Annotated in this window: 19 protein-coding genes; 16 read left to right on the forward strand and 3 right to left on the reverse strand. The window is 71.1% G+C overall.

Annotated elements, in window-relative coordinates; genetic code table 11:
• Positions 1-221: 221 nt before the first annotated feature.
• The 11 genes from HUT12_RS04135 (at position 222) to HUT12_RS04185 (ending at position 12,708) form a co-directional block, all read left to right on the forward strand.
• Positions 222-1,526 (forward strand): extracellular solute-binding protein, encoded by a 1,305-nt coding sequence (locus HUT12_RS04135; protein WP_131051658.1) that lies wholly within the window; start codon positions 222-224, stop codon positions 1,524-1,526.
• 100 nt (positions 1,527-1,626) lie between these two features.
• Positions 1,627-2,646 carry a carbohydrate ABC transporter permease gene (locus HUT12_RS04140; RefSeq protein ID WP_176092529.1) on the forward strand — a complete coding sequence of 340 codons (1,020 nt, stop codon included), beginning with the start codon at positions 1,627-1,629 and terminating at the stop codon, positions 2,644-2,646.
• Entirely contained in the window at positions 2,646-3,518 is an 873-nt protein-coding gene (locus HUT12_RS04145) for a sugar ABC transporter permease (protein ID WP_176092530.1), read from the forward strand. Before HUT12_RS04140 ends, HUT12_RS04145 begins: the two co-directional genes overlap by 1 nt.
• Before the next feature lie 50 nt (positions 3,519-3,568).
• Positions 3,569-3,910 (forward strand): hypothetical protein, encoded by a 342-nt coding sequence (locus tag HUT12_RS04150; protein ID WP_131051655.1) that lies wholly within the window; start codon positions 3,569-3,571, stop codon positions 3,908-3,910.
• A 274-nt stretch (positions 3,911-4,184) separates the two neighbouring features.
• Complete coding sequence (locus HUT12_RS04155) at positions 4,185-5,249, forward strand: BMP family protein (protein ID WP_176095645.1); 1,065 nt, start codon at positions 4,185-4,187, stop codon at positions 5,247-5,249.
• A gap of 19 nt (positions 5,250-5,268) precedes the next feature.
• Positions 5,269-7,146 carry an ABC transporter ATP-binding protein gene (locus HUT12_RS04160; protein ID WP_343232750.1) on the forward strand — a complete coding sequence of 626 codons (1,878 nt, stop codon included), beginning with the start codon at positions 5,269-5,271 and terminating at the stop codon, positions 7,144-7,146.
• Between the two features lie 156 nt (positions 7,147-7,302).
• Positions 7,303-8,625, forward strand: coding sequence for an ABC transporter permease (locus HUT12_RS04165; RefSeq protein ID WP_131051654.1), 1,323 nt, complete (start codon positions 7,303-7,305; stop codon positions 8,623-8,625).
• 3 nt (positions 8,626-8,628) lie between these two features.
• Positions 8,629-9,912, forward strand: coding sequence for an ABC transporter permease (locus HUT12_RS04170; protein ID WP_176092531.1), 1,284 nt, complete (start codon positions 8,629-8,631; stop codon positions 9,910-9,912).
• 16 nt (positions 9,913-9,928) lie between these two features.
• On the forward strand, positions 9,929-10,642 hold the full coding sequence (locus tag HUT12_RS04175) for a cytidine deaminase (protein ID WP_131051652.1): 714 nt from the start codon (positions 9,929-9,931) through the stop codon (positions 10,640-10,642).
• Positions 10,639-11,919 (forward strand): thymidine phosphorylase, encoded by a 1,281-nt coding sequence (locus HUT12_RS04180; RefSeq protein ID WP_131051651.1) that lies wholly within the window; start codon positions 10,639-10,641, stop codon positions 11,917-11,919. Before HUT12_RS04175 ends, HUT12_RS04180 begins: the two co-directional genes overlap by 4 nt.
• Before the next feature lie 108 nt (positions 11,920-12,027).
• A complete protein-coding gene (locus tag HUT12_RS04185) occupies positions 12,028-12,708 on the forward strand; it encodes a DUF4272 domain-containing protein (protein WP_131051650.1) in 681 nt (226 codons plus the stop codon).
• Here the strand turns inward: HUT12_RS04185 and HUT12_RS04190 are convergent.
• Entirely contained in the window at positions 12,705-13,694 is a 990-nt protein-coding gene (locus tag HUT12_RS04190) for a putative RNA methyltransferase (RefSeq protein ID WP_176092532.1), read from the reverse strand. The two genes, HUT12_RS04185 and HUT12_RS04190, sit on opposite strands and share 4 nt — an antisense overlap.
• Before the next feature lie 74 nt (positions 13,695-13,768).
• Between HUT12_RS04190 and HUT12_RS04195 the strand changes: the two genes are divergently transcribed.
• The gene (locus tag HUT12_RS04195; protein WP_131051648.1) at positions 13,769-14,848 is read left to right on the forward strand and encodes an adenosine deaminase; all 1,080 of its coding nucleotides are present in this window, start codon (positions 13,769-13,771) and stop codon (positions 14,846-14,848) included.
• A 15-nt stretch (positions 14,849-14,863) separates the two neighbouring features.
• Here the strand turns inward: HUT12_RS04195 and HUT12_RS32645 are convergent, their stop codons facing one another.
• Positions 14,864-15,205, reverse strand: coding sequence for a hypothetical protein (locus tag HUT12_RS32645; protein WP_254876712.1), 342 nt, complete (start codon positions 15,203-15,205; stop codon positions 14,864-14,866).
• A 461-nt stretch (positions 15,206-15,666) separates the two neighbouring features.
• On the opposite strand from HUT12_RS32645, the gene HUT12_RS04205 reads away from it, so the two are divergent.
• The 4 genes from HUT12_RS04205 to HUT12_RS04220 all read left to right on the forward strand — a co-directional run bounded on the left by HUT12_RS04205 (position 15,667) and on the right by HUT12_RS04220 (position 20,632).
• Positions 15,667-19,158 (forward strand): sensor histidine kinase, encoded by a 3,492-nt coding sequence (locus HUT12_RS04205; protein WP_176092534.1) that lies wholly within the window; start codon positions 15,667-15,669, stop codon positions 19,156-19,158.
• Positions 19,155-19,559 carry a roadblock/LC7 domain-containing protein gene (locus HUT12_RS04210; RefSeq protein ID WP_131057168.1) on the forward strand — a complete coding sequence of 135 codons (405 nt, stop codon included), beginning with the start codon at positions 19,155-19,157 and terminating at the stop codon, positions 19,557-19,559. The genes HUT12_RS04205 and HUT12_RS04210 overlap by 4 nt, the downstream gene beginning before the upstream one ends.
• A 100-nt stretch (positions 19,560-19,659) precedes the next feature.
• A complete protein-coding gene (locus HUT12_RS04215) occupies positions 19,660-20,037 on the forward strand; it encodes a DUF742 domain-containing protein (protein WP_131057170.1) in 378 nt (125 codons plus the stop codon).
• Position 20,038: 1 nt separating this feature from the next.
• Positions 20,039-20,632, forward strand: coding sequence for an ATP/GTP-binding protein (locus HUT12_RS04220; RefSeq protein ID WP_117228677.1), 594 nt, complete (start codon positions 20,039-20,041; stop codon positions 20,630-20,632).
• 426 nt (positions 20,633-21,058) lie between these two features.
• On the opposite strand, the gene HUT12_RS04225 is transcribed toward HUT12_RS04220, so the two are convergent.
• The gene (locus HUT12_RS04225; protein ID WP_176092535.1) at positions 21,059-23,431 is read right to left on the reverse strand and encodes a transposase; all 2,373 of its coding nucleotides are present in this window, start codon (positions 23,429-23,431) and stop codon (positions 21,059-21,061) included.
• Positions 23,432-23,470 lie beyond the last annotated feature (39 nt).

Genomic DNA, 23,470 nt, shown 5'->3' on the forward strand with positions numbered 1-23,470 from the left:
GCCTCCATCGGGACGGTGGGTGTGTTTCCGGTGTGCAGAGCGTGATCCAGTCGCCGTCTGCGGGCGGCTGGACCGTTGGGAAATGCCGGTAAAGCCGCAGTTGTGGAGTGGTCGGGTTGCGGATCCAGCGCGGTTGTTGCGGTGATGTTCGCAAGGGGTTTCGAGTTACGCAAGTTCTTGCTACTGTCCCGCCGACACCCGGCAGGAATCTAGGAGCGAACATGCGTCGCACAGCCAGGGGGATCGCCGTACTCGCCTCCGCCACCCTCGCCCTCTCCGTCGCCGCCTGCGGCGGCGGAGAGGACAACCCGGCTGATGGGCAGTCCACCGTCGACCCCGCTTCCCTCACCGCAGAACTGACCTGGTGGGACACCTCGGACCCGCAGAACGAGGGCCCCGCGTTCCAGGAGCTGATCGCCAAGTTCAACCAGACGCACCCGAACGTGAAGATCAACTATCAGTCGGTCCCGTTCGGTGAGGCGCAGAACAAGTTCAAGACCGCCGCGCAGGCCAAGAGCGGCGCTCCGGACATCCTCCGCGCCGAGGTGGCCTGGGTGCCGGAGTTCGCCTCGCTGGGCTACCTCTACGCGCTGGACGGCTCCGAACTGCTCGCTGACTCCTCGGACTTCCTGGAGACGCCGCTGGCCTCCAACAGGTTCGACGGCAAGACGTACGGCGTCCCGCAGGTCACCGACAGCCTGGCGCTGATGTACAACAAGGAGCTGCTGAGCCAGGCCGGCGTCGACGCGCCGCCGAAGACCTGGGCGGAGCTGAAGACCGCCGCGCAGGCGGTCAAGGAGAAGACCGACGCCGAGGGCGTGTACGTCAACCCGGCCGGCTACTTCATGCTGCCGTTCATGTACGGCGAGGGTGGCGACCTGGTCGACACCGCGAGCCAGAAGATCGTCATCAACTCGGAGCAGAACGCGGCCGGACTGGCGATCGCCAAGGACCTGATCACCAGCGGTGCGGCTGCCAAGCCGTCCGCCAACGACGCCTACGGCACCATGATGACCCTTTTCAAGGAGAAGAAGGTCGCCATGATCATCAACGGCCCGTGGGAGGTCAACAACGTCACGACGGCCCCCGGCTTCGGCGGCCTGGAGAACCTCGGCGTCGCCCCGGTGCCGGGCGGCTCGGCGCGGGCCGGTGGCCCGGTCGGCGGCCACAACTACGTGATCTGGTCCGGCATGCCGCAGGAGAAGGTGGACGCCGCCGTCGCGTTCGTGAAGTTCATGAGCTCCGCCGAGTCTCAGGCGTTCCTCTCCGAGAAGCTCGGCCTGCTGCCGACCCGCACCTCCGCGTACGCCCTCGACGCGGTGAAGAACAACCCGGTCGTGGCCGCGTTCCAGCCGGTCGTGGAGGCCGGTGTGGGCCGTCCGTGGATCCCCGAGGCCGGTCAGTTCTTCGGCCCGCTCGACCAGATGGCCACCGAGGTCCTGATCCAGAACAAGGACCCGAAGGCCGCGCTGGACACCGTGGCCCGGAAGTACAAGGCCGAGGTCGTGCCCGGCTACGGGCTCTGACCGTCCGCGCCGGCTCCGGCCGGTGACCTTTCGGCACCCGGCAGGGTCGCGCGGCCGTCGCGGTCGCGCGCCCCTGCCGGACTTCTCCTCGGGAGCGCTGATGACCACCGTGACAGCCGACCCGGCGCCGTCGTCCACGACGCCGCCCGGCCGGTCCGCTCGAACGTCCCGGCTGCGCCGCAGTTGGGACAAGCACTGGTACGCCTGGGCGATGGTGCTGCCCGTCGTGATCGTCCTGGCGGTACTGATCTTCTACCCGCTCTTCCGCGGGATCTGGCTCTCCTTCACCGACCTCACCGAGGCCAACCAGGTCGCCGAGATCTGCACCAAGTCGATCACCGGCAGCGAGGTGTGTCGCGACAACCCCAACAAGTGGGAGTTCGTCGGCCTCGACAACTACGTCCGGGTCCTCACCGGCCAGGTCGGCGACTTCTGGCAGTGGACCGGCGTCACGCTGATCTGGACGTTCGTCTGCGTGGCCTGCCACTTCGGTCTCGGCCTCGGGCTGGCCACCATGATCAACCGGCCGATGTGGGGCCGCAGCGTGTACCGGGTGCTGCTGGTGCTGCCCTGGGCGGTGCCCGCCTTCGTCAGCGCCTTCGCCTGGAAGTTCATCTTCAACGAGCGCTTCGGCCTGGCCAACGCCCTGCTCTCGGCGGTCGGCATCGACCCGGTCTCCTGGTTCGCCGACCGGTGGACGGCGCTGCTGACCGCCATCGTCACCAACATCTGGCTCGGCGTGCCGTTCATGATGGTGGCCCTGCTCGGCGGGATGCAGACCATCCCGTCCGAGTTGTACGAGGCGGCCGAGATCGACGGCGCCTCGCCGTGGCAGCGGTTCGTCAACATCACCCTGCCCGGCCTGCGTCCGGTCAGCATGACCGTGGTGCTGCTCGGCACCATCTGGACCTTCAACATGTTCCCGATCATCTTCCTGGTGACCGAGGGGCAGCCGGCAGGGCAGAGCGAGATCCTGGTGACCGGTGCCTACCGGGCGGCGTTCGAGGGCATCCGCAACTACTCGCTCGCCTCCACGTACGGCGTACTGATCCTGTCGATCCTGCTGGTGTTCTCGATGTTCTACCGGCGGGCCCTGCGCAAGCAAGGCGAGGTGTGGTGATGGCGCAGGCACGCAGACCCGCGCAGGCGCGCGGACCCGGCCGCAGTCGCCGTTCTCCGCTGAAGTCGGTCCTGCTGCACGGCACGTTGATCCTGGCCTCGCTGATCGCGGTCGGCCCGATCGCCTGGGTGCTGTTGTCGTCGCTGAAGCCCGGGTACGCGATCCAGAGCAGCGAGCTGACGCTGTTCCGGGACACCACGCTGGCCAACTACAGCTACGTGCTGACCAGCACCAACTTCCCCCGGTGGTTCCTCAACTCGGTGATCGTCGCGGCGTTCACCATGGGGATCGGCATCTTCCTGTCGGCCACCACCGGCTACGCGGTGTCCCGGTTCAACTTCCCGGGTCGCCGGCCGCTGATGATGGTCTTCCTGGTCACCCAGATGTTCCCGGTGGCCATCCTGATCGTGCCGATCTACACGATCATGGCGCGGCTCGGGCTGATCAACACCATGCCCGCGTTGATCATCGCGTACCTGACCATCGCGGTGCCGTTCTGCGCCTGGATGTTGAAGGGCTACTTCGACTCCATCCCGACCTCGCTGGACGAGGCGGCGGCGCTGGACGGGTGCGGTCCGTTCGCCACCTTCTGGCGGGTGGTGCTGCCGTTGGCCCGCCCGGCGGTGGCGGTCACCGCGTTCTACACCTTCCTCACCGCGTGGGGCGAGGTGGCGTACGCGTCGGCCTTCATCCAGACCGACAACAAGTTCACCCTGGCCTACGGCCTCCAGCAGTTCGTGCCGCAGTTCAACCCGCAGTGGGAGTACCTGACGGCCGCCGCCGTCCTGGTCACGGTCCCGGCCGGGCTGGTCTTCTTCGTCGCCCAGAAGCACCTCGTCTCCGGCCTGACGGCGGGCGGCACGAAGGGCTGACCGGAAGGCCCTCTACTACAAACCGTCGTTGATAGGGCAGGATGGGTCGGGTGGAAGCACTTCGACTCATCCTCCTCTACGGCCACCTGATCGGCTTCGCGCTGCTGCTCGGCGGCGCGATCGCCCAATACCTCACCGGCAAGATCCGGATCAACGCCGCGATGCTCTGGGGCGCGGTGATCCAACTCGCCACCGGCATCGGGCTCTCCGCCCCGCTGCGCGACGGCGACGAGCCGGCACCGGCGAAGCTTGTGACGAAGCTGGTGTTCGCGCTGCTGATCTTCGTAATGGTCTTCTTCTCCCGCAAGCGGGACGAGGTGAACCGTGGGCACTTCCTCGCCATCGTGGGATTGACCCTGGTCAACGCCGCTGTCGCGGTCTTCTGGCGGTGAGCGGCGAGCCCGTCGATCATCGTCGGAAAGGGACTTAACGGACGCACCTTCGCCCGCCTGTCGCCACCCTGAGTGATCTGCCCCACCGGAGCATTACGTACGGGTAACAGGCCTCCAACAGTCCTGCACGATTGTCGTTCGGCAGGTGGGCGCGGGCGTACGCTCTGCGTCCGTAACGTGGGATGCCGGCGGCACAGCGCAAGCCGGTTCAAGGGAGCCACCGCAACCACGCGGTGTGCAGTGGGAAGGAGACGTCTTGCGCTCGGTGCGTGGGATGCGGATCGCCTCGGTCATCGCGGCGGGTGGGCTCGTACTGAGCGCCGCCGCCTGTGGCGAGGCCCCGGATGAGGACAACAACGCCGGTACGGGCGGCGAGAAGTACGTCGCCTGTATGGTCACCGACGTCGGCGGCATCGACGACAAGTCGTTCAACGCCTCGGCCTGGAAGGGTCTCGAGGAAGCCAAGGCCGAGAACAGCAACGTCGACATCAAGTACGTCGCGTCCAAGGCCGAGGCGGACTACGAGCCGAACCTCACCCAGTACGTGAACCAGGACTGCAACTTCATCCTGGCCGTCGGTGGCCTGATGGGTGACGCCACCAAGAAGATCGCCGAGGCGAACACGGACCAGCAGTTCGCGATCGTCGACGCCAACCCCGGGGTGGGCAACGTCTACCCGATGGAGTTCGACACCGCCCAGGCCGGCTTCCTCGCCGGATACGTCGCCGCCGGCATGAGCGAGAGCGGCAAGGTGGCCACCTACGGCGGCATGAAGATCCCGCCGGTGACCATCTTCATGGACGGCTTCGTCGACGGCGTCGCGCACTACAACCAGGCCAAGAGCGCCGACGTGCAGGCCCTGGGTTGGAACAAGGAGACCCAGAACGGCTCCTTCACCAACGACTTCATCAAGCAGGACGAGGGCAAGAAGGTCAGCGACGCGCTGGTCGCCCAGGGCGCGGACATCATCATGCCGGTCGCCGGCGGCGCCGGCCTCGGCACCACCGGTGCGGCCAAGGCCTCCGGCGGCAAGTACAACACCATCTGGGTGGACGTCGACGGCTGCGAGAGCACGCCGGACTGCGCGGCGATCATCACCACCGTGGTGAAGAACATCCCGGGCGCCGTCAAGGAGGCCGTGCTCAAGGCCGCCGGTGGCGAGAAGCTCAACGCCGAGGAGGGCTTCGTCGGCACGCTGGCCAACGACGGCGTCTCGATCGCCCCGTACCACGAGTTCGAAGACAAGGTCCCGGCCGAGCTCAAGGCCGAGGTCGACAAGCTCAAGGCGGACATCGCCGCCGGCACCGTCAAGGTCGAGTCGGCCGCCCAGCCGAAGTGACCCGTCACCGGTCGCCCCGGTGAGACGATCACCGGGGCGACCGGTACGCGGAGCCCATGATCCGGCCGCTCCGGCGCGGGGAGACCCGCGCTCGGGGCGGCCGGTCCGCGCCCCCGGTCGGGTCCCGGCCGCACACCGTCCGCCAGCAGCTACGCTGCACCATCGCTTCGCACTCCAGGAGGTTGCGCTGAGACTCGAACTGCGCGGCATCACCAAGCGGTTCGGTGATCTGGTCGCCAACGACCACATCGACCTGACGGTGGAGCCTGGAGAGATCCACGCCCTGCTCGGCGAGAACGGCGCGGGCAAGTCGACCCTGATGAACGTCCTCTACGGGCTCTACCAGCCCGACGAGGGCGAGATCCTGGTCGACGGCACGCCGCTCAAGCTGCGCGGCCCCTCCGACGCGATCGCCGCCGGCATCGGCATGGTGCACCAGCACTTCATGCTCGTACCGGTCTTCACCGTCACCGAGAACATCATGCTCGGCGCCGAACAGGTGCGCGGCGGCATCGCCGGATTCCTGGACCGGCGCCGCGCGCGCCGCGAGGTCGCCGAGGTCTCGGAGCGCTACAACCTGCGGGTCGACCCGGACGCGGTGATCGAGGACCTGCCGGTCGGCGTCCAGCAGCGGGTCGAGATCGTCAAGGCGCTGACCCGCGACGTCGACCTGCTCATCCTGGACGAGCCCACCGCGGTGCTCACCCCGCAGGAGACCGAGGAACTACTCACCGTGATGCGGTCGCTCAAGGCCGCCGGCAAGTCCATCGTGTTCATCACCCACAAGCTCGGCGAGGTCAAGGCGATCGCCGACCGGATCACGGTGATCCGGCGCGGTAAGACGGTGGGCACCGCGTCGCCCGACGCCAGCCGGGACGAGCTGGCCGCACTGATGGTCGGCCGCAGCGTGCGGCTCACCGTGGAGAAGGCGCCGGCCACGCCGGGCGAGCCGGTGCTGGAGATCTCCGGCCTGGTCGTCGACGACGACCGGCAGGTCCGCGCGGTGGACGGCGTCGACCTGACCGTACGCGCGGGCGAGGTGCTCGGCGTCGCGGGCGTGCAGGGCAACGGGCAGACCGAACTGATCGAGGCGGTCATGGGGCTGCGCCCGGTGCTCGCCGGGACGATCAGCCTCGACGGTCAGCGGGTCGACGGCTGGAGCACCAAGAAGGTGCTGCGCGCCGGGGTCGGCTACGTCCCCGAGGACCGCAGTGTCGACGGCCTGGTCAAGGAGTTCAGCGTCGCCGAGAACCTGGTGCTGGACATCTACGACCGGCCGCCGTTCGGCAGCGGGCTGTCGCTCAAGCCGGACGCGATCGCGAAGTCGGCGCAGGAGCGGATCGACCAGTTCGACGTCCGGACCTCGTCGGCGCAGGCGCCGGTGGGCACGCTCTCCGGCGGCAACCAGCAGAAGGTGATCGTGGCACGGGAGCTGTCCCGGCCGCTCAAGCTCTTCATCGCCGCCCAGCCCACCCGGGGCGTGGACGTCGGTTCGATCGAGTTCATCCACAGCCAGGTCATCCGCGAGCGCGACGTGGGCACCGCCGTGCTGGTGGTCTCCAGCGAACTCGACGAGGTGATCGGGCTGGCCGACCGGATCGCGGTGATGTATCGCGGCCGGGTCATCGGCATCGTCGGCCCGGACACCCCGCGCGAGGAGATCGGTCTGCTGATGGCGGGCATCACCCCCGACGCGACCGGCGGTTCCCCGGAGAGCACCCCAGCCGCCGGCGGCACCGCCGTGGCGACCATCGACCGGGACGACGCAGCGGTGACCGACGCGGACGCGGCGAGCGCCGACGGCACGACCGCGACCACCGACCGCGACGTCACGGCCACCACCGACGGCGTGGCCCCGGCCCCCGAGGGTCCCGGCAACGAGGACGAGAAGGCATGAGCGAGCTCTGCGAGCGAATCATCAGGCTCAGTGCGGTGGTGCCTCATGACGGTACGGAGCGAAGCGGAGTGCCGGCATGAGCGAGCTCTGCGAGCGAATCATCAGGCTCAGTGCGGTGGTGCCTCATGACGGTACGGAGCGAAGCGGAGTGCCGGCATGACCACTTCTTCCCAGCCTGGCTCGCCGGACAAGGAACCGGCGAGCGAGGAGCAGGCCAACCGGACGGCGATCGGCAACACCGAGCGCGCCGAGACGGCCACCACCGGGCAGTCCCCGCAGGGACGGCCAACCCTGGGCCGGCTGTTCCTGGAGAACCTGTGGGCGGCCAACACGTTCACCGTGACGCTGCTGTCGCTGGTGCTGGCGATGGTGGTCGGCGCCATCCTCATGATCATTTCTGATCCGGACGTGCTGGGCACCTACGCCTACTTCACCGCCCGCCCCACCGACGCGCTCAACGCGAGCTGGACGCTGGTCAGCGAGGCGTACGCGAACCTGTTCAAGGGCAGCGTCTTCGACCCGGCCGCCACCACCGTCAACGCGGCGCTGAGCCCCATCTCGGAGACGCTCACCTACACCGCGCCGCTGGTCTTCACCGGCCTGTCGGTAGCGCTGGCCTTCCGGGGCGGCCTGTTCAACATCGGTGCCCAGGGTCAGGCCACCATGGGCGTGATCCTGGCCGCGCTGGCCGGGTTCCTGCTGCCGCTGCCGCCCGGCCTGCACCTGCTGGTCGCGGTCCTGGCCGGTGCGGTCGGCGGCGCGATCTGGGGTTTCATCCCCGGCATCCTCAAGGCGCGGACCGGCGCCCACGAGGTGATCAACACGATCATGCTCAACTACATCGCGGTCTACTTCCTGACCTGGCTGATCGTGCAGAACGGCGTGCAGGACCCGAACCGCACCGACGCGATCAGCCGGCCGGTGGACGCCTCGGCCCAACTGCCGCGCCTGTTCGGGGACGGGCTGCGGGCGCACGCCGGGATCATCCTCGCCGTGCTGGCCACCCTGGCGGTCGCCTGGCTGCTCAACCGCTCCACGCTCGGCTTCGAGCTGCGCGCGGTCGGCGCCAACCCGGACGCCGCCCGCACCGCCGGCATCAGCGTCACCCGGACGTACGTGCTGATCATGGTCTTCGCCGGGGCGCTGGCCGGACTGGGCGGCTCGCAGATGGTGCTCGGCACCACGGCCGCCGCCCTGACCCCGCTGGTGGTCGCGCAGATCGGCTTCGACGGCATCCTGGTAGCCCTGCTCGGTCGCGTGAAACCGTGGGGAGTTGCGCTGGCCGCGCTGCTCTTCGGCGCGTTGCAGGCCGGCGGCAACCGGATGCAGTCGTACTCGGGGATCTCGCTGGAGCTGGTCACCGTGCTCCAGGCGCTGATCGTCATCTTCATCGCCGCGCCGGCCCTGGTGAAGGCGATCTTCCAGCTCCGGGCGGCCCGCGCCGCCCGGTTGCAGACGAGCCTCGCGAAGGGCTGGTGAGGCATGTCCACCATGGCCGTCCCCGACGTCGCGGTCGCGCAGGTCGACGAGGGCTTCTGGACCCGGACCCGCAAGGTGGGCCTGGTGCTGTCGGCCCTCGGCCTGCTGGCCACCGTGCTGTTCGGCGCGCTCGCCACCGGTGAGCAGGCCCGCTTCACGCTCAGCGAGGACTCCGCCGGGGCCGCGTTGGAGATCCACGGGACGGTCGGCGCGGTCCTCTTCGGACTGATCGCGCTGGCCGCCGGGGCGGCGATGCTCGCCACCCGCCTGCCGAAGCGCTGGTTCGTCCCGGTGCTCGCCGTCGGTCTGGTCGCCTTCGTGCTCTCCTTCCTCTGCTGGCAGGTCTCCGCCGCACCGACCGGGCAGAACTTCATGCCGCTGGTCAACATCGTGCGCGGCACGTTCCTGCTCGCCCTGCCGTTGATCTTCGGTGCGCTGGCCGGTGTGCTCTGCGAGCGCTCCGGCGTGGTCAACGTGGCCATCGAGGGGCAGTTGCTGATGGGCGCGTTCAGCGGCGCGCTGTTCGGCAGCATCAGCGGCAGCATCTGGGTGGGCCTGGTCGCCGCCGCGATCGGCGGCGCGTTCATCTCGCTGCTGCTCGCCGTCTTCTGCATCCGCTACCTGGTCGACCAGGTGGTCATGGGCATCGTGCTGAACCTGCTCGCGGTCGGCATCACCGGCTTCCTCTACGAGCGGCTGATGCAGACCGACGCGGCGCGCTACAACAGCGCCCCCCGGTTCAGCAACTGGGAGATCCCGCTGCTCTCCGACATCCCGGTCCTCGGGCCGGCGCTGTTCCAGGCGAACATCTTCCTCTATCTCGCCCTGCTGCTGGTGCTCGTGATCCACATCGCGCTGTTCCGCACCCGGTGGGGTCTGCGGACCCGCTCGGTCGGCGAGCACCCGACGGCGGCGGACACCCTGGGCGTGAAGGTGCTGCGGGTGCGCTACCGCAACGTACTGCTGGCCGGGGTGGTGGCCGGCATCGGCGGCGCGTCGTACACGCTGGCGCTCTACTCGTTCACCAAGAACATGATCGGCGGTAAGGGCTTCATCGCCCTGGCCGCACTGATCTTCGGTCGGTGGAGCCCGACGGGGGCGCTGCTCGCCGCGCTCTTCTTCGGCTTCGCCGACCAGTTGGCCACCTACCTGGGCGCGATCAACAGCATCATCCCCGGCCAGTTCCTGGCCATGCTGCCGTACCTGGCGACGATCCTGGCCGTGGCCGGGCTGGTCGGCCGGGTCCGGGCACCCGCCGCCGACGGCAAGCCGTACATCAAGGGCTGATCCAGGGGAGCGCAGCATGGAGATCGACTGGGCGCGGTTGCGCGCCGCCGCCACCGAGGTGATGCGGCACGCGTACGTGCCGTACTCGAAGTTCCCGGTGGGCGCGGCGGCACTCGTCGACGACGGCCGGGTCGTGGTGGGCTGCAACGTCGAGAACGCCGCGTACGGTGTGGTGCTCTGCGCCGAGTGCGGCGTGGTCTCCTCGCTGCACGCCACCGGCGGAGGCCGGATCGTCGCGCTGTCCTGCGTCGACGCCACCGGTGAGCCGCTGATGCCGTGCGGGCGCTGCCGGCAACTGCTCTGGGAACAGGGCGGGCCGGAGTGTCTGATCGAGGCCAGGGGCGGTCCGCTGCGGATGGCGGAGCTGCTGCCGCACGCCTTCGACGTGGCCGACCTCGACGCGGTCACCCGGGAACGGCCGGTGCCGGTGGTCCCCGACCGACTGGCCGCCTGGCGCGGACGCGGCACCGTCTTCGTGCACCCCGACCTCTCCGCCGGCCAGCAGATCTGGACGGCCTACTGGGAACGGTCGGCCGGCGACGACGCGGGCGCCGAGACCGGGGTGCTGGAGGAGGCGCCGACCTGGGACGACCCGGCGGAGGCGATCACCTGGGGGTTGGCGCGTACGCCCCGGGTCGTGGTGGTGGACGCGTCGGGGACGATCTTCTGGGCCGGTGAGGGTGAGCCGCCGGTGGAGATTCCGGTGCGGTGGGATGGGACTCAAGGGTGAGTGTGTTTACTGCGGTTGACGTGATTCGGGCGAAGCGGGACGGGGGAGTGCTCTCCGACGCGCAGATCGACTGGGTGGTGGACGCGTACACCCGGGGGGCGGTGGCCGACGAGCAGATGTCGGCGCTGGCCATGGCGATCCTGTTGAACGGCATGACGGGACCGGAGATCGCCCGGTGGACGGCCGCGATGATCGCCAGCGGCGAGCGGCTCGACCTGTCGTCGGTGTCCCGGCCGACCGTGGACAAGCACTCGACCGGTGGTGTCGGTGACAAGATCACCCTGCCGCTCACCCCACTGGTGGCCGCGTGTGGCGCGGCGGTGCCGCAGCTCTCCGGGCGCGGCCTCGGGCACACCGGCGGCACGCTGGACAAGCTGGAGTCGATCCCGGGCTGGCGGGCCGCGCTGAGTAACGAGGAGTTCACCGCCCAACTGCGCGATCTCGGGGCGGTGATCTGCGCCGCCGGGTCGGGGCTGGCCCCGGCCGACCGCAAGCTGTACGCGTTGCGGGACGTCACCGGCACGGTCGAGGCGATCCCGCTGATCGCCAGCTCGATCATGAGCAAGAAGATCGCCGAGGGCACCGGCGCGCTGGTCCTCGACGTGAAGGTCGGCTCCGGCGCGTTCATGAAGTCGGTCGACGATGCCCGTGAGCTGGCCCGGACCATGGTGGAGCTGGGCGGCGCGCACGGCGTCCGCACGGTCGCCCTGCTCACCGACATGTCGACGCCGCTCGGCCTGGCCATCGGCAACGGGGTCGAGGTCACCGAGTCGGTCGAGGTGCTGGCCGGCGGTGGCCCGGCCGACGTCGTGGAACTGACGCTGGCACTGGCCCGGGAGATGCTCGACGCCGCCGGGCTGCCCGACGCCGATCCCGCCGCCGCCCTGCGCGACGGGCGGGCGATGGACGTGTGGCGGTCGATGATCCGCGCACAGGGCGGTGACCCCGACGCGCCCATGCCCACCGCGCCCGAGGTCGAGGTGGTGCGTGCCGAGACGGACGGCTACGTCGCGACCGTCGACGCGTACGCCATGGGGGTGGCCGCGTGGCGGCTCGGCGCCGGCCGGGCGCGCAAGGAGGACCCGGTCAGCGTCCCCGCCGGGGTGCTGTTGCACAAGCGGCCCGGTGACCCGGTGCGGGCCGGTGACCCTCTCTACGAGCTGCGTTCCGAGAGTCCGGAGAGGATTCCGGGGGCGCTGGCGGAGGCGGCCCGGGCGGTGACGCTCGCGGCGACACCGTCGGTCCCGAATCCACTGGTCCTCGAACGGGTGGAGTGAGTCCGCCCTGGTCGCGCCCCATGGTGCCGGGCCGGTCTGGCCGCTATCCTCGCAGGCCAGGGGGGACAATCGGCGCCCGAGACATCATGACCAGACAGGGATGTTGCCGTGATCGTGCCTGCCCCCGACCCTCGCGAGGTGCGTGAAGCGAGCCTGGAGGAGCTGTCCCGGCTGCGGCTGCCACTGCCGCCACCGCAGTTCCCGCTGGTGTGGGAGCCCGGCGACGAGATCGAGTTGCGGCCGACCCCGGAGGTCGAGGCGCGGATCGCCGTCCTGCACCTGATCCAGGCACGCTGCTTCGGCATGCCGCCGCAGGCGGCGATGAGCTGGTTGCTGGCGTCGCACCTGTTGGAGATGGTCACCCCGCCGGAGTTCCAGTTCGTCACCGGCGCCAAGGGCGACCACCGTTCGTTCGTGCTGCACCACGACGCGCTCTTCGCCCTGACCTGGGTGCTCGGCCTGACCAAGCAGCTCGACCCCACGCTGCCGGTGGACGAGCGGCTGGTGGAGCGCCTGCCGAACATCGTCGAGGGGGAGACCTTCCGACGCTGGCAGGCCCGCATCCTGACCGCGCCGCAGCATCCGGCCGACGCCGCCGCCCTGCTCGACCTGCACTACTGCCTGGACTGGGCGTACCTGGAGGTGAGCCGGGCCGGGCGGTTGTTGCCGGGGCTGGTGGACGCCAACGCCATCGGCCAGCGCCGCTGGGCCCTGGAGTGGGCGGTGATGCTGCGCGGGCCGTACCACGACGAGCCCCCGGGCTGGGAAGAGGTCGACCTCTCCACCTAGGGACGCGGGCGGTACACGCCGAGCCGGACCGAGACGGTCACCCGGACCGGCTCGCCGAGGGCGGTGATCCGGTCGGCCAGCCCGGCCGGGTCGGTGTGCCAGGCGCTCGGTCCCATGCCGACGAGTGTCCGCACGTCCGCACCGGTCAGGCGCAGCTCCTGTCGGTGCGCGGTGTGCGACTCCTCGACGAAGTGCCCGCCGAGGCCGGCGGCGACCCGGTCCGCCTTGGCCGGGTCGACCCGGAGCAGGTCGAGCGCGTCGACCAGCTCGGTGAGGTGGTCGACGGCCGGCGTCACCACCAGCAGCCGCCCGGTCGGTGCGAGGACCCGGTGGAACTCGGCGCCGTTGCGGGGCGCGAAGACGTTCAGCAGCAGCGCCGTCGACGCGTCCGCCAGCGGCAGACGCTGCCAGGTGTCGGCGACCGCCGCGGTGATCCGGGGGTGCGCCCGGGCTGCCCGGCGCAGCGCGGGCTTGGAGACGTCCAGGGCGAGACCGACGGCCGCCGGCAGCGCCGCCAGCACCGCGGCGAGGTGCCGACCGGTGCCGGCGCCCGCCTCCACCACCAGCGGGTACGCCCCGACGTCGTCGGTCGGGACATCCTGGTGCGGCCCCTTTGCTCTGCTTACCTCGGCGCAACAGACACGCCCGGAAACCGGTGCGTCCGTTGAAGCAGAGCAAAGGCAGCGCGGGACACCTGGGTGCGGGGTGGCGGCCTGCCCGGTGACGCGGGTGGCGGCCTCGGCGAGGGCGGCGGAGATCAGGTCGTAGTGGCCGGCGGCGAGGAAGTCCGCCCGTGCGGCGACCATCTCCGCGCTGTCCCCGCCGTGCGGGGCGCGGCCGGCGAGCAGGTTGACGTAGCCCTGCCGGGCGATGTCGAAGCTGTGCCGACGCGGACACGTCAACGTGCCGGCGGCACCGGCGGAGACCTCGCCCAGCGGGTCTGCGCAGACCGGGCAACGCAGCCGCTCGACGACGCGAGTTTCCATCACCACAGCAGGTCGCAGGCCAGATCCACGCTCCCGAGCGTACCCAGCGGTCCGCTGCGGACTAGGGTCTGGTCATGGCCGCGAACATCGGGTATGAGGACATCGTCAAGGCGCCGAAGGCGTTGCTGCACGACCACCTGGACGGCGGTCTGCGGCCCGCGACGATCGTCGAGCTGGCCGCCGAGGTCGGTCACGAGCTGCCCACCACCGACCCGGCGGAGCTGGGGCGCTGGTTCGTGGCGGCGGCCGACTCGGGTTCGCTGGAGCGCTACCTGGAGACGTTCGCGCACACCGTGGCCGTGATGCAGACCGCTCCGGCGCTGCGCCGGGTGGCCCGGGAGTGCGCACTGGACCTCGCCGCGGACGGGGTGGTCTACGCGGAGGTGCGCTTCGCCCCGGAGCAGCACCTGGAACGCAGTCTGAGCCTGGACGAGGTGGTCGAGGCGGTGCTGGCCGGGTTCGTCGAGGGCAGTGCGCTCGCCGCCGAGGCCGGTACGCCGATCCGGGTCGGCACGCTACTCACCGCGATGCGGCACGCGGCGCGCTCGCAGGAGATCGCGGAGCTGGCGGTTCGCCATCGCGACCACGGGGTGGTGGGGTTCGACATCGCCGGTGCCGAGGCCGGTTTCCCGCCCACCCGGCACCTGGACGCCTTCGAGTACCTCCAGCGGGAGAACTTCCACTTCACGATCCACGCCGGTGAGGCGTTCGGGCTGCCCTCCATCTGGCAGGCGATCCAGTGGTGCGGAGCCGACCGGCTGGGCCACGGCGTACGCATCGTGGACGACATCACCGTCGGCGCGGAGCCGGTGCTCGGCCGGCTGGCCGCGTACGTGCGGGACAAGCGGATCCCGTTGGAGCTCTGCCCGTCGTCCAACGTGCAGACCGGTGCCGTGGCGTCGATCGCCGAGCACCCCATCGGGCTGCTGCGTGACCTGCGGTTCCGGGTCACCGTGAACACCGACAACCGGCTGATGAGCGGCACCTCGGTGTCCCGGGAGATGGCGTTGCTCTGCGAGGCGTTCGGCTACGGCTGGCGTGAGGTGCAGTGGTTCACCATCAACGCGATGAAGAGCTCCTTCATCCCGTTCGACGAGCGGCTCCGGATCATCGACGAGGTCATCAAGCCCGCGTACGCCAAGCTGCTGGCCTGAGTCTGCGGCGCCGGCTCACCGGGCCGGTGGGTGGCCGGGGCGGTGCAGACCGGCGACCTGACGCAGGATCTCCCGGGCGCGGGCGGCCTCCGCGCCCAGTCCGGTCTGGCGGCGCAGCACGGCCGGCTCGGCCCGCAGCAGCGTCACGCCCCGGCGCAGCAGCACCCGGGGGCCCTTGCGCTGCTCGGCCAGGTCGCGGGCCAGTCGACGGAGGAAGGTCGCCCCGCGCGGTCGGCGCAGCGCGTACGCCCCGGCGAGCACGCCCCGGAGTCGGCACTCCTCGACGATCTCCGCGGCGAAGATCCCTTCGGCCACGAAAAGTGGCGAGTCGGCCAGCTCGAACGGCCGATTGGCCACCCGGCGGTCCTCATTGATGGCGTATACCGGGACGTCTGCCCGACCGTCCATCGCCAGTCGGGTTATCACCTCAACGGCTGTTTCGGCGTCCCACGAGGCGGGCGACTCCCAGTCGATCTGGCCGTCTCGGCGTGGTAACGATGGGTCATCGCCATTCTTGTAGAAATCGTCCAAACAGAGCACTGGCAGGCCGGTTTGTCGCGCTACGTACGACTTCCCGGAGCCGGAGGGGCCGGCGAGCAGGACGACTCGGTGCGGGGGCTTCATTACCTTCAGTGACTCCGAACAGACGGACCGCGATCAAATTGCGTCAACATCTCATCACACCTTTGGCTGGGGCCAACCTGGGCTTTCTCTTTCCGGAGAGGCGTGATGGAATCTCGGATGGTCCGACCCGCCGGGTCGGCTGCTGGGCGTTGTCCGCAAGACAACGCGGACGCTGCAATCACGAGGGCGGTGACGTGAGCAAACGACCGAAGACGGCAGGCTCCTTCCTGTCGCGTATGGGTCGACCGGTCGGTCGGCTCCGCGACATGCCGATCTGGTCCAAGCTCGGTCTCATCATGATCGTGCCGACCATCGCCACGGTCGTCGTGGGCACGAGCGGTCTGGTCGACCACCTGGACTCGCTCAGTGACGCCAACCGGGCCGGCGACCTCGCGGAACTCATCGGGCACTCCGGTGCCCTGGTGGACGGTCTGCAGGACGAGCGGACGGCTGCCGTCCTGCTCCTCGGCGTGCCGCCGCAGTCGGCCGGGCAGGCCGAGTCGGAGGCGAAGAAGAACGCCTCCGCGCGCTACACCGATGTCGCGGGCGCCGTCGACCGGGCCACGGATCCCTACTCGTCGCAGCGCTCCGACCTCACCGACCTGCCGCCCAGCCTTCAGGATCTGTTGACGGCGATCGACGAGCGCCTCGGTGACCTGCCGGGCACCCGGAGCCAGGTGATCAACGGCAAGTTCAAGATCACCGACACGCTCCAGTCGTACGACGAGCTGATCAACCAGCTGCTCTCCGTGCGGGACTCGGCCAGCCAGCTCGCCGGTGACAACGACCTGAGCGACCGGATGCGTGCCTCCGCCGCCGTCGCGCGGGAGAAGGAGTGGCTCTCCGTCCGCCGGGTGGTCGTGCACCGCGCCATGATCCAGGGCGGCATGAGTTCGACCCTGCGCACCGACTACATCTCCAGCGAGACCGGCCAGCAGCAGGCGCAGCAGAGCTTCAACGCGGTCGCCACCGAGGCCGAGGCGGAGTTCCACGCCCAGACCGTCGGTGGTGGTGACCGGCGTGAGGCGACGATCTACATCAGCCAGGTCAACGCCGACACCTCGGACACCCTCGGCGGACTCGACTTCACGCCGGAGCAGTGGGACACGGCGCTGGTCGCCAACGGTCGGCTGATCCGGTCGGTGGAGTCCAAGTTCGACTCGGACGTCGCCGCCGAGGCCGCCACCCTCCGCTCCGACGTGCAGCGGCAGGTGTTCCTGGAGACCGGCCTGCTGCTGACCACGCTGCTCTTCGCCATCTTCCTGGCGTTCCTGGTGGCCCGCTCGATGGCCCGTTCGCTGCGTGACCTCCGACAGGGCGCGCTCTCCATCGCCCAGTACGGCCTTCCCCAGGCAGTGGCCCGGCTGCGCGACCCGCAGGTCACCGGCCAGCTCTCGCCGATGCAGCTCGCCAACCAGATCGCCGAGCCGCTGCCGGTGCGCAGCAAGGACGAGTTCGGGCAGGTGACCGAGGCGTTCAACGCCGTCCACCTGGAGGCGGTCCGGACCGCCGCCGAGCAGGCCGCCCTGCGGGCATCCGTCGCGACCATGTTCGTCAACCTCGCCCGCCGTTCCCAGATCCTGGTCGACCGGCTGATCGGCCACCTCGACCGGCTGGAGCGCGGCGAGGAGGACCCGGACCGGCTGGCCGAGCTGTTCCAGCTCGACCACCTGGCCACCCGGATGCGCCGTAACGACGAGAACCTCCTGGTCCTCGCCGGTGCCGACTCGACCCGTGTCCAGCGGGAGCCCGCCGCGCTGATCGACGTGCTCCGGGCGGCCCAGTCCGAGGTCGAGCACTACACCCGGATCGAGTTCGGCGTCATCGACCGGGACATCGAGGTCGCCGCGCACGCCGTCAACGACCTGGTCCACCTGGTCGCCGAGCTGTTCGACAACGCGACCGCGTTCTCTCCGCCGGACTCCCAGGTGCTGGTGGAGGCCCGCCGGGTCGGTGACCGCGCCACGCTGTACGTCGAGGACCGCGGCATCGGCATCAGCGCGGAGCAGTTGACCGACCTCAACGAGCGCCTCGCCACGCCGCCGCAGGTGGACGTCGCGGTCTCCCGGATGATGGGCCTGGTCGTGGTCGCCCGGCTGGCGTCCCGGCACGCCGTCCGGGTGGAGCTGCGTCCCGGCAACGACCGGGGCACCGTCGCCGACGTCACGTTGCCGCCGACCGTGCTGGTGCCGCGTGCGCTCTCCGGCCGTGGGCAGCAGCACCCCGCGCTGCCTCCCGCCGCCCCCCAGCCCGGCCCGGCCCCCGCGTTCGGTGGCATGCCGCCGGCGGGTCACAACGGCCACGGTCCGGGCATGCCGCAGGTTCCCACGCAGCGTCCCGGTGGCTCCGGCAACCAGGTGACCCTGGGTGGCCGACCCTTCGACCCGGCCAGCCGCAACGGTGCCGGTGCACCCGGCTTCATGGCCGGCGCGGGCAACCTGCCCGCCTGGTCGGACCTGACCGGTGCCAGCGGTGTCCCGGGCGGCAACAACTTCGCTCCGCGGAACCCGAACGGGTCGTCGCACGACCCGCTGCCGCAGCGTCGCCATACCGACGAGCCGCACTCGGGGCAGCAGCCGACCATCCCGCGTCAGCTGCCGAGCAGCCCGGAGGCGGCTCCCTACGCGCCGCCCGCGGTGTCCGCGCCGCCGGTGCCGCCGGTCTCGTCGCCGCCGGTCTCGGGTACGCCGTACTCCGCGCCGCCGGTCTCCGGCGCCCCGGTCTCCGGGCACCCGGTCTCCGGGCACCCGGTCTCCGGTTCGCCGGTCTCGGGTGCGCCGGGCGGGTTGCCGCAGCGGCCCGTCTCGCCGGGCACCGGATACCAGCAGCCCTCGGCGCCGCCGGCCTGGCCGCCGGTCGCCGGGGAGACGGCCGCCCCGGCGGTGCCCGAGCGACTGGCCGCCGCGCTGGACATGACCACCGAACTGCCTCGGGTGTCGCGTCAGACGCCGCAGCAGACGCCGTCCGCCTGGCCGACCTCGGCGCCGCAGCCCCAGCCGACCACGCCCACGCCGCCGCAGGCCCAGAACCGGCAGCGGTACGCGGACGAGACGATGGAGCTGCCGATCTTCCGGGAGCTGGAGTCCGCGTGGTTCCGCACCCGTCGTCCGGGGCCGGAGGAGTCGGCCGGTGCCCGCCAGCCGGCGGCCAACGGCGCCACGACCCAGCAGATCACCGCGATCGACCCGGGTCGGCCCGCGCCGCAGCCTCCGGCCGCGCCGGCAGCCAAGCCGCCGATGGCAGAGGCACCGACGGCCGCAGCCGCGTCCGGCGGGAACGGCGGGTTCCGTCCCAGCGGTGGCGGCGAGAACAGGCCCTCGTACCGGTCCGCGCCGCAGGATAATGTGTGGCAGACCGCGGCCGACGACGGTTGGCGGGCCGCCAGCGCGGCCAGCCAGGCGCCGGCGGCGGCCGCCGCCACCACGCAGACCGGGCTGCCGAAGCGGACGCCGATGGCCCAGCTTGTGCCGGGTGCGGTCGAGAAGCCGGCGGCCACGGTGCAGAAACGCAACCCCGAGTCGGTGCGCGGTCTGCTCTCCGCCTACCACCGGGGTGTCCAACGGGGACGTAACCACCCGTCGGACAGCAACCCGACCGGCCCGGAGGGAACTTCGGGCGGGCAGCAATCCTCGCAGTCTGGCTCAGGCCCGGTGGCCGGGAGCGGGCAGAAGGAGCAAGAAGGATGACTAGTACGCAGGATCTCGGTTGGCTGTTGGCCAACTTCGCCGATCGGGTACCCGGTGTCGCGCACGCGGTCGCCGTCTCCGCGGACGGCCTGCTCCTGGCGTCGTCACGAGACCTTCCGCGGGACCGGGCGGACCAGCTGGCGGCCATTGCCTCCGGCCTGGTCAGCCTGACCCAGGGTGCCGCCCGCTGTTTCGAGGGAGGGGCGGTGCTGCAGACCGTGGTCGAGATGGACAACGGCTTCCTGTTCCTGATGTCGATCTCCGACGGCTCGTCGTTCGCGGTCCTCGCCGCGCGTGCCAGCGACGTGGGACAGGTCGGGTACGAGATGGCTCTGCTCGTGGACCGGGTGGGCGATGCGCTGACTCCGGCGCCACGTACCGCCGTCGGGATGATGGGCTGAGCGTCGCGCCAGCCGGTGGGGCGGGTGAGGCGCGAACACGACATACGAGGAGTAGCGCCGGTGCGAGCCGGTGCCGGGGACGAAGGAGGTGAGCGGCGACATGGCCGATCGTGACGAGCCGACCGGCGCTTTGGTCCGTCCATACGCCGTGACCCGCGGTCGTACCCGTCCTCGCCTCGACATCGCCCTGGAGGCGCTGGTCGAGACCACGGTGCGCGGTCGGGCCGTTGCCACAGGCAACGGCGGGCAAGGCCGAGAGCACCAGTACATCGCTGCGCTGTGTGACGGACGTGTGCAGTCGCTCGCTGAGATCGCGGCGCGTATGCAACTTCCGCTCGGCGTGGCCCGGGTGCTCATCGCCGACATGGCGACGGACGGCCTGGTCGCTATCCACGAGCCGACCATCCTGGACGACTCGGACGACGCGGTGGGCACTGAATTGCTGGAGAGGGTGCTGAGTGGACTTCGCAGGCTCTGACATGTCGCACCGTCCGCCGACCCCGAGCGGGCGCGTGACGTCGGCGAAGATCGTTATCGCCGGTGGATTTGGCGTCGGCAAGACGACGCTGGTCGGCTCGGTCTCGGAGATCACGCCGCTGACCACCGAGGCCATCATGACGTCCGCCGGTGTCGGCGTCGACGACACCCGGCAGGTGCCGGGTAAGACGACGACCACGGTGGCCATGGACTTCGGTCGTATCTCGATCGATCGTGACCTGATCCTGTACCTCTTCGGTACGCCGGGTCAGACCCGTTTCTGGTTCATGTGGGATGAACTGGTCCGGGGCGCGATCGGCGCGGTCGTGCTGGTGGACACCCGCCGGTTGGCGGACTGCTTCGCGGCGATCGACTTCTTCGAGCACCGGCGGCTGCCGTACCTGGTGGCCATCAACTGCTTCGACGGCATGCAGTACCACGATCCGCAGGACGTCCGGGAGGCGCTCGCTATCTCCAGCGACGTGCCGGTGGTGGCCTGCGACGCCCGGAACCGCGAGTCGACGAAGCACGTGCTGATCTCGTTGGTCGAGTACGTGCTCACGATGCGCCGTACCCGGGCCGTCGCTCCCGCCTGACGATCGGCTGCCGCGCCCGGTGCCGACCAGGAGGGCACCGGGCGCGCAATGCTGTCCGCAGCCCGGCCGGAGGTTCGGCGGCTCGGTCGGGCAGCCCGGCCGACCGCTCAGCTCGGGCGGCTCCAGGCCACGCCGGGTGGACCGCGAGACTGCGCAGCGTGCGTGTGGCGGCTCCGGAGCGGGCTGATGTCCCCGGGACCACCACGGCGTCCGATCGGGCCGTCACGGCGCGCTGGGCGGCGTGGATGACGCCGGCGAATGACACGGAAAGCCGCACTGTGCGGACCACCTCCACCCCGGCGGCACGCGGTGCACGATCATGACCTGCGGGGTTGGTGCGTCGGTCATGCACACGCCCGGTCGACTCGATGTCGAATCAACCGGGCGTGGGTGAAAAAACGCAGGTGAGCGGGGGTGTGGCGGGCGTCAGGACCGGTAGCCGGCGGAACGGTACTCGTACTCCCGGTCGTCGTCGCGCTCGCCGGAGTCCCGGGTGAAGTCCCAGCCACCGGCGGACTCCCGGCCCGGTCGCCCGCCGACCGCGAAACCGCCGATCTCCTGCCCGCGACGCCAGCCGCGGAAGTAGCCGGTGGTGTTCTCGGCCAGGCTGGCCGCGTCCCGGACGATGCGCAGCGGACGCTCCTCGCGCAGCGGCGAGCCGGGCACGAGGTTGGCCTGCGGCACCCGCTTGGGCAACCCGGCCCCGGTCTCGGCACCCACCGCCGGACGGGCGGCCTGCTCGGCGGCCTCCCAACCGGTGTCGGCCAGGCTGGACCACTCCAGGTCGGCGCTCTCGCCGTGCCCGACGAACCAGGCGGACCTGGCCTGAGCAAAGATCAACAGGTCGCCGTCGCCCTCGTCGGGGACGGGCGGCGGCCGGTGCTCCACCGGCGGCTCCGCGCGGCGCGCCGGCGGGGTGAGGTCCAACCGCTCCACCGGACGCCCGCCACGTGCCGGGTCACCCCGGTCGACCAGCCGCAGCGGCGGGGTCTCCTGGGCCGACTCGGCGGAGCTGCGCAGGGCACGGTCGGCCAGCGGCGGCGGCTCGACCAGTCGCAGCACCGGCGGCTCGGGCGGCAGGTCGTCGGCGAGCCACGGCGGGGTCACCCGACGCTCCGCGCCGAGGTCGGCGGGGGGCTGCGGTGCTTCGTGCCGCTTCCGGTCGTCGTATGCGGAGGTGACCACCGGATTGAGCGGCGAGGTGACGTCCGCCGGGTTCTCCGGGTTGTTCACCAGCGGCCAGTTGGCCCGCGATCCCGGGGGTGCCGTCGGCTCCTGATCGGGTCGGGGCGCCGGCACCGGAACGCTGAGGTCGGTGGCGCTGAACCCGGTCGGCGGTTCGCCGTTGGTCTTCGGACGCGGCGGGATGATCGTGCGCTGCCGTTCGGCCCGCGCGCTGTTGATCGCTGCGGTGGTGAGTGTCGGCCGGAACGGTTCGCCGGCCTCGGCGGGCGGCACCGTCCCGCGCTGCGAGGGCGCGATCGGCGTGATGCCGGGCGGCGGCGGGGGCGGCGTCGAGATCGGACGGTTCGTCGGGCCGTCGATGCGCGACGGGCCGGGCTCGGCGTGCGTCGACGGCGCGGAGACGGGCGGGCCGGACATCGCAGCCGGCGTCAGCGGCATGGGTGCGACGGGCGGCGGTGCGACCGGTGCCGGGGCGACCGGCGGCGGACCGAGCGGACGCGGCGACGCGGGACCGCTGCCGGGCTGCGGCTCGGGCCGACTGCGGCGGCCACCACCGGCCGGTTCGGGCCCGGTGGGCCGGACCGGGCGCAGACCGGGGGCGGGAGCCGGAGCGGGCGCGGCGGCGGTGGAGGGCAGCTCGCCCACCGGCTCGCCCCGTCGGGCGGCGGCCCGGCGTCCGACGGCCGGTGCGGGGTGAGCGGGGTGAGCGGTGCGGGCGTGCAGGGCGCCGACCAGCGCCTCGCAACCGGCGTCGCAGGCCCGGACCGAGGCGACCGCCTGTCGGATCGTCTCGGCGGCGGCGGAGGTGAGGGCCCGGTTGACCGTGGACCGGCGCGGCGTCTCGGAGATCGCCACCCGAAGCGCGGTGACCGCCTCGTCGATCGCGTCCGCCTCGCCCGCGCCCTCGGCCGCGAGCTGGGCGGTGACGGCGTCGGCGGTGACCGCCGCGTCACGACCGCGTCCTGCGGCGTCGGTGAGCATGCCCGGCTCGGGCAGCGCGTCCAGCACCGCCAGCGGGATCGACTCGGCCGGATCCGGGTAGGCCCGCAACGCGGCCGGGTAGAGCTCGCGCAGCACCTCGCGCAGCGCGGCTGCGGCGGAGTGCCGGCCGGCGGCCAGGGCGGCGTGCGCCGCGAGCACCTGCTTGTAACCGGCGAGGTCCCGGGGTGCCGGCAGGGTCACCGCGGAGAGGGCGCCGGCCTGGAGGGCGCGAGCCAGTCCGACAGCCCGTCGGACGGCCGGCGGGGCCTGCATCTCCTCCAAGGAGTCGTCGTCGGCGAACCGCTCGGCGAAGTCGTCGACCGAGTCGTCGTCGGCGATCGCCAGCGGACGACCGGCGGCGCTGAGCAGCGAGGTGACGGTGTGGTCGTCACTGTCGGCGGCAATCGCCGCACCGCTCGGCCCGCCTGAGCGCTCCACGAGCAGCGTGACCAGCCGGGCGTAACCCGCCGGGTCGTCGCTCACCTCGCAGACATGCAGCAGACGGCCTGCGTCGTCGACCACAGCGGACGTCAGCGTCGAACCGGCCGAGACCGGTCGGCCAGCCGGATCCGCCGAGGCCAGACCGCAGTACACGCGCACGAGCGCCACGGCGTCGTCCTCCTCCCGGAACACAGGGTCTTCTCTGCCAGAGACTGATGCTCCCTGGTGCGC

Origin of the sequence: Verrucosispora sp. NA02020, assembly GCF_013364215.1 — a bacterium.
Lineage (GTDB): Bacteria > Actinomycetota > Actinomycetes > Mycobacteriales > Micromonosporaceae > Micromonospora.

Coding starts and splice junctions, on each gene's coding strand:
- HUT12_RS04135 (WP_131051658.1), top strand. CDS start 222: ATGCGTCGCACAGCCAGGGGGATCGCCGTACTCGCCTCCGCCACCCTC.
- HUT12_RS04140 (WP_176092529.1), top strand. CDS start 1,627: ATGACCACCGTGACAGCCGACCCGGCGCCGTCGTCCACGACGCCGCCC.
- HUT12_RS04145 (WP_176092530.1), top strand. CDS start 2,646: ATGGCGCAGGCACGCAGACCCGCGCAGGCGCGCGGACCCGGCCGCAGT.
- HUT12_RS04155 (WP_176095645.1), top strand. CDS start 4,185: ATGCGGATCGCCTCGGTCATCGCGGCGGGTGGGCTCGTACTGAGCGCC.
- HUT12_RS04165 (WP_131051654.1), top strand. CDS start 7,303: ATGACCACTTCTTCCCAGCCTGGCTCGCCGGACAAGGAACCGGCGAGC.
- HUT12_RS04170 (WP_176092531.1), top strand. CDS start 8,629: ATGTCCACCATGGCCGTCCCCGACGTCGCGGTCGCGCAGGTCGACGAG.
- HUT12_RS04175 (WP_131051652.1), top strand. CDS start 9,929: ATGGAGATCGACTGGGCGCGGTTGCGCGCCGCCGCCACCGAGGTGATG.
- HUT12_RS04190 (WP_176092532.1), bottom strand. CDS start 13,694: ATGGAAACTCGCGTCGTCGAGCGGCTGCGTTGCCCGGTCTGCGCAGAC.
- HUT12_RS04195 (WP_131051648.1), top strand. CDS start 13,769: ATGGCCGCGAACATCGGGTATGAGGACATCGTCAAGGCGCCGAAGGCG.
- HUT12_RS04210 (WP_131057168.1), top strand. CDS start 19,155: ATGACTAGTACGCAGGATCTCGGTTGGCTGTTGGCCAACTTCGCCGAT.
- HUT12_RS04215 (WP_131057170.1), top strand. CDS start 19,660: ATGGCCGATCGTGACGAGCCGACCGGCGCTTTGGTCCGTCCATACGCC.
- HUT12_RS04220 (WP_117228677.1), top strand. CDS start 20,039: ATGTCGCACCGTCCGCCGACCCCGAGCGGGCGCGTGACGTCGGCGAAG.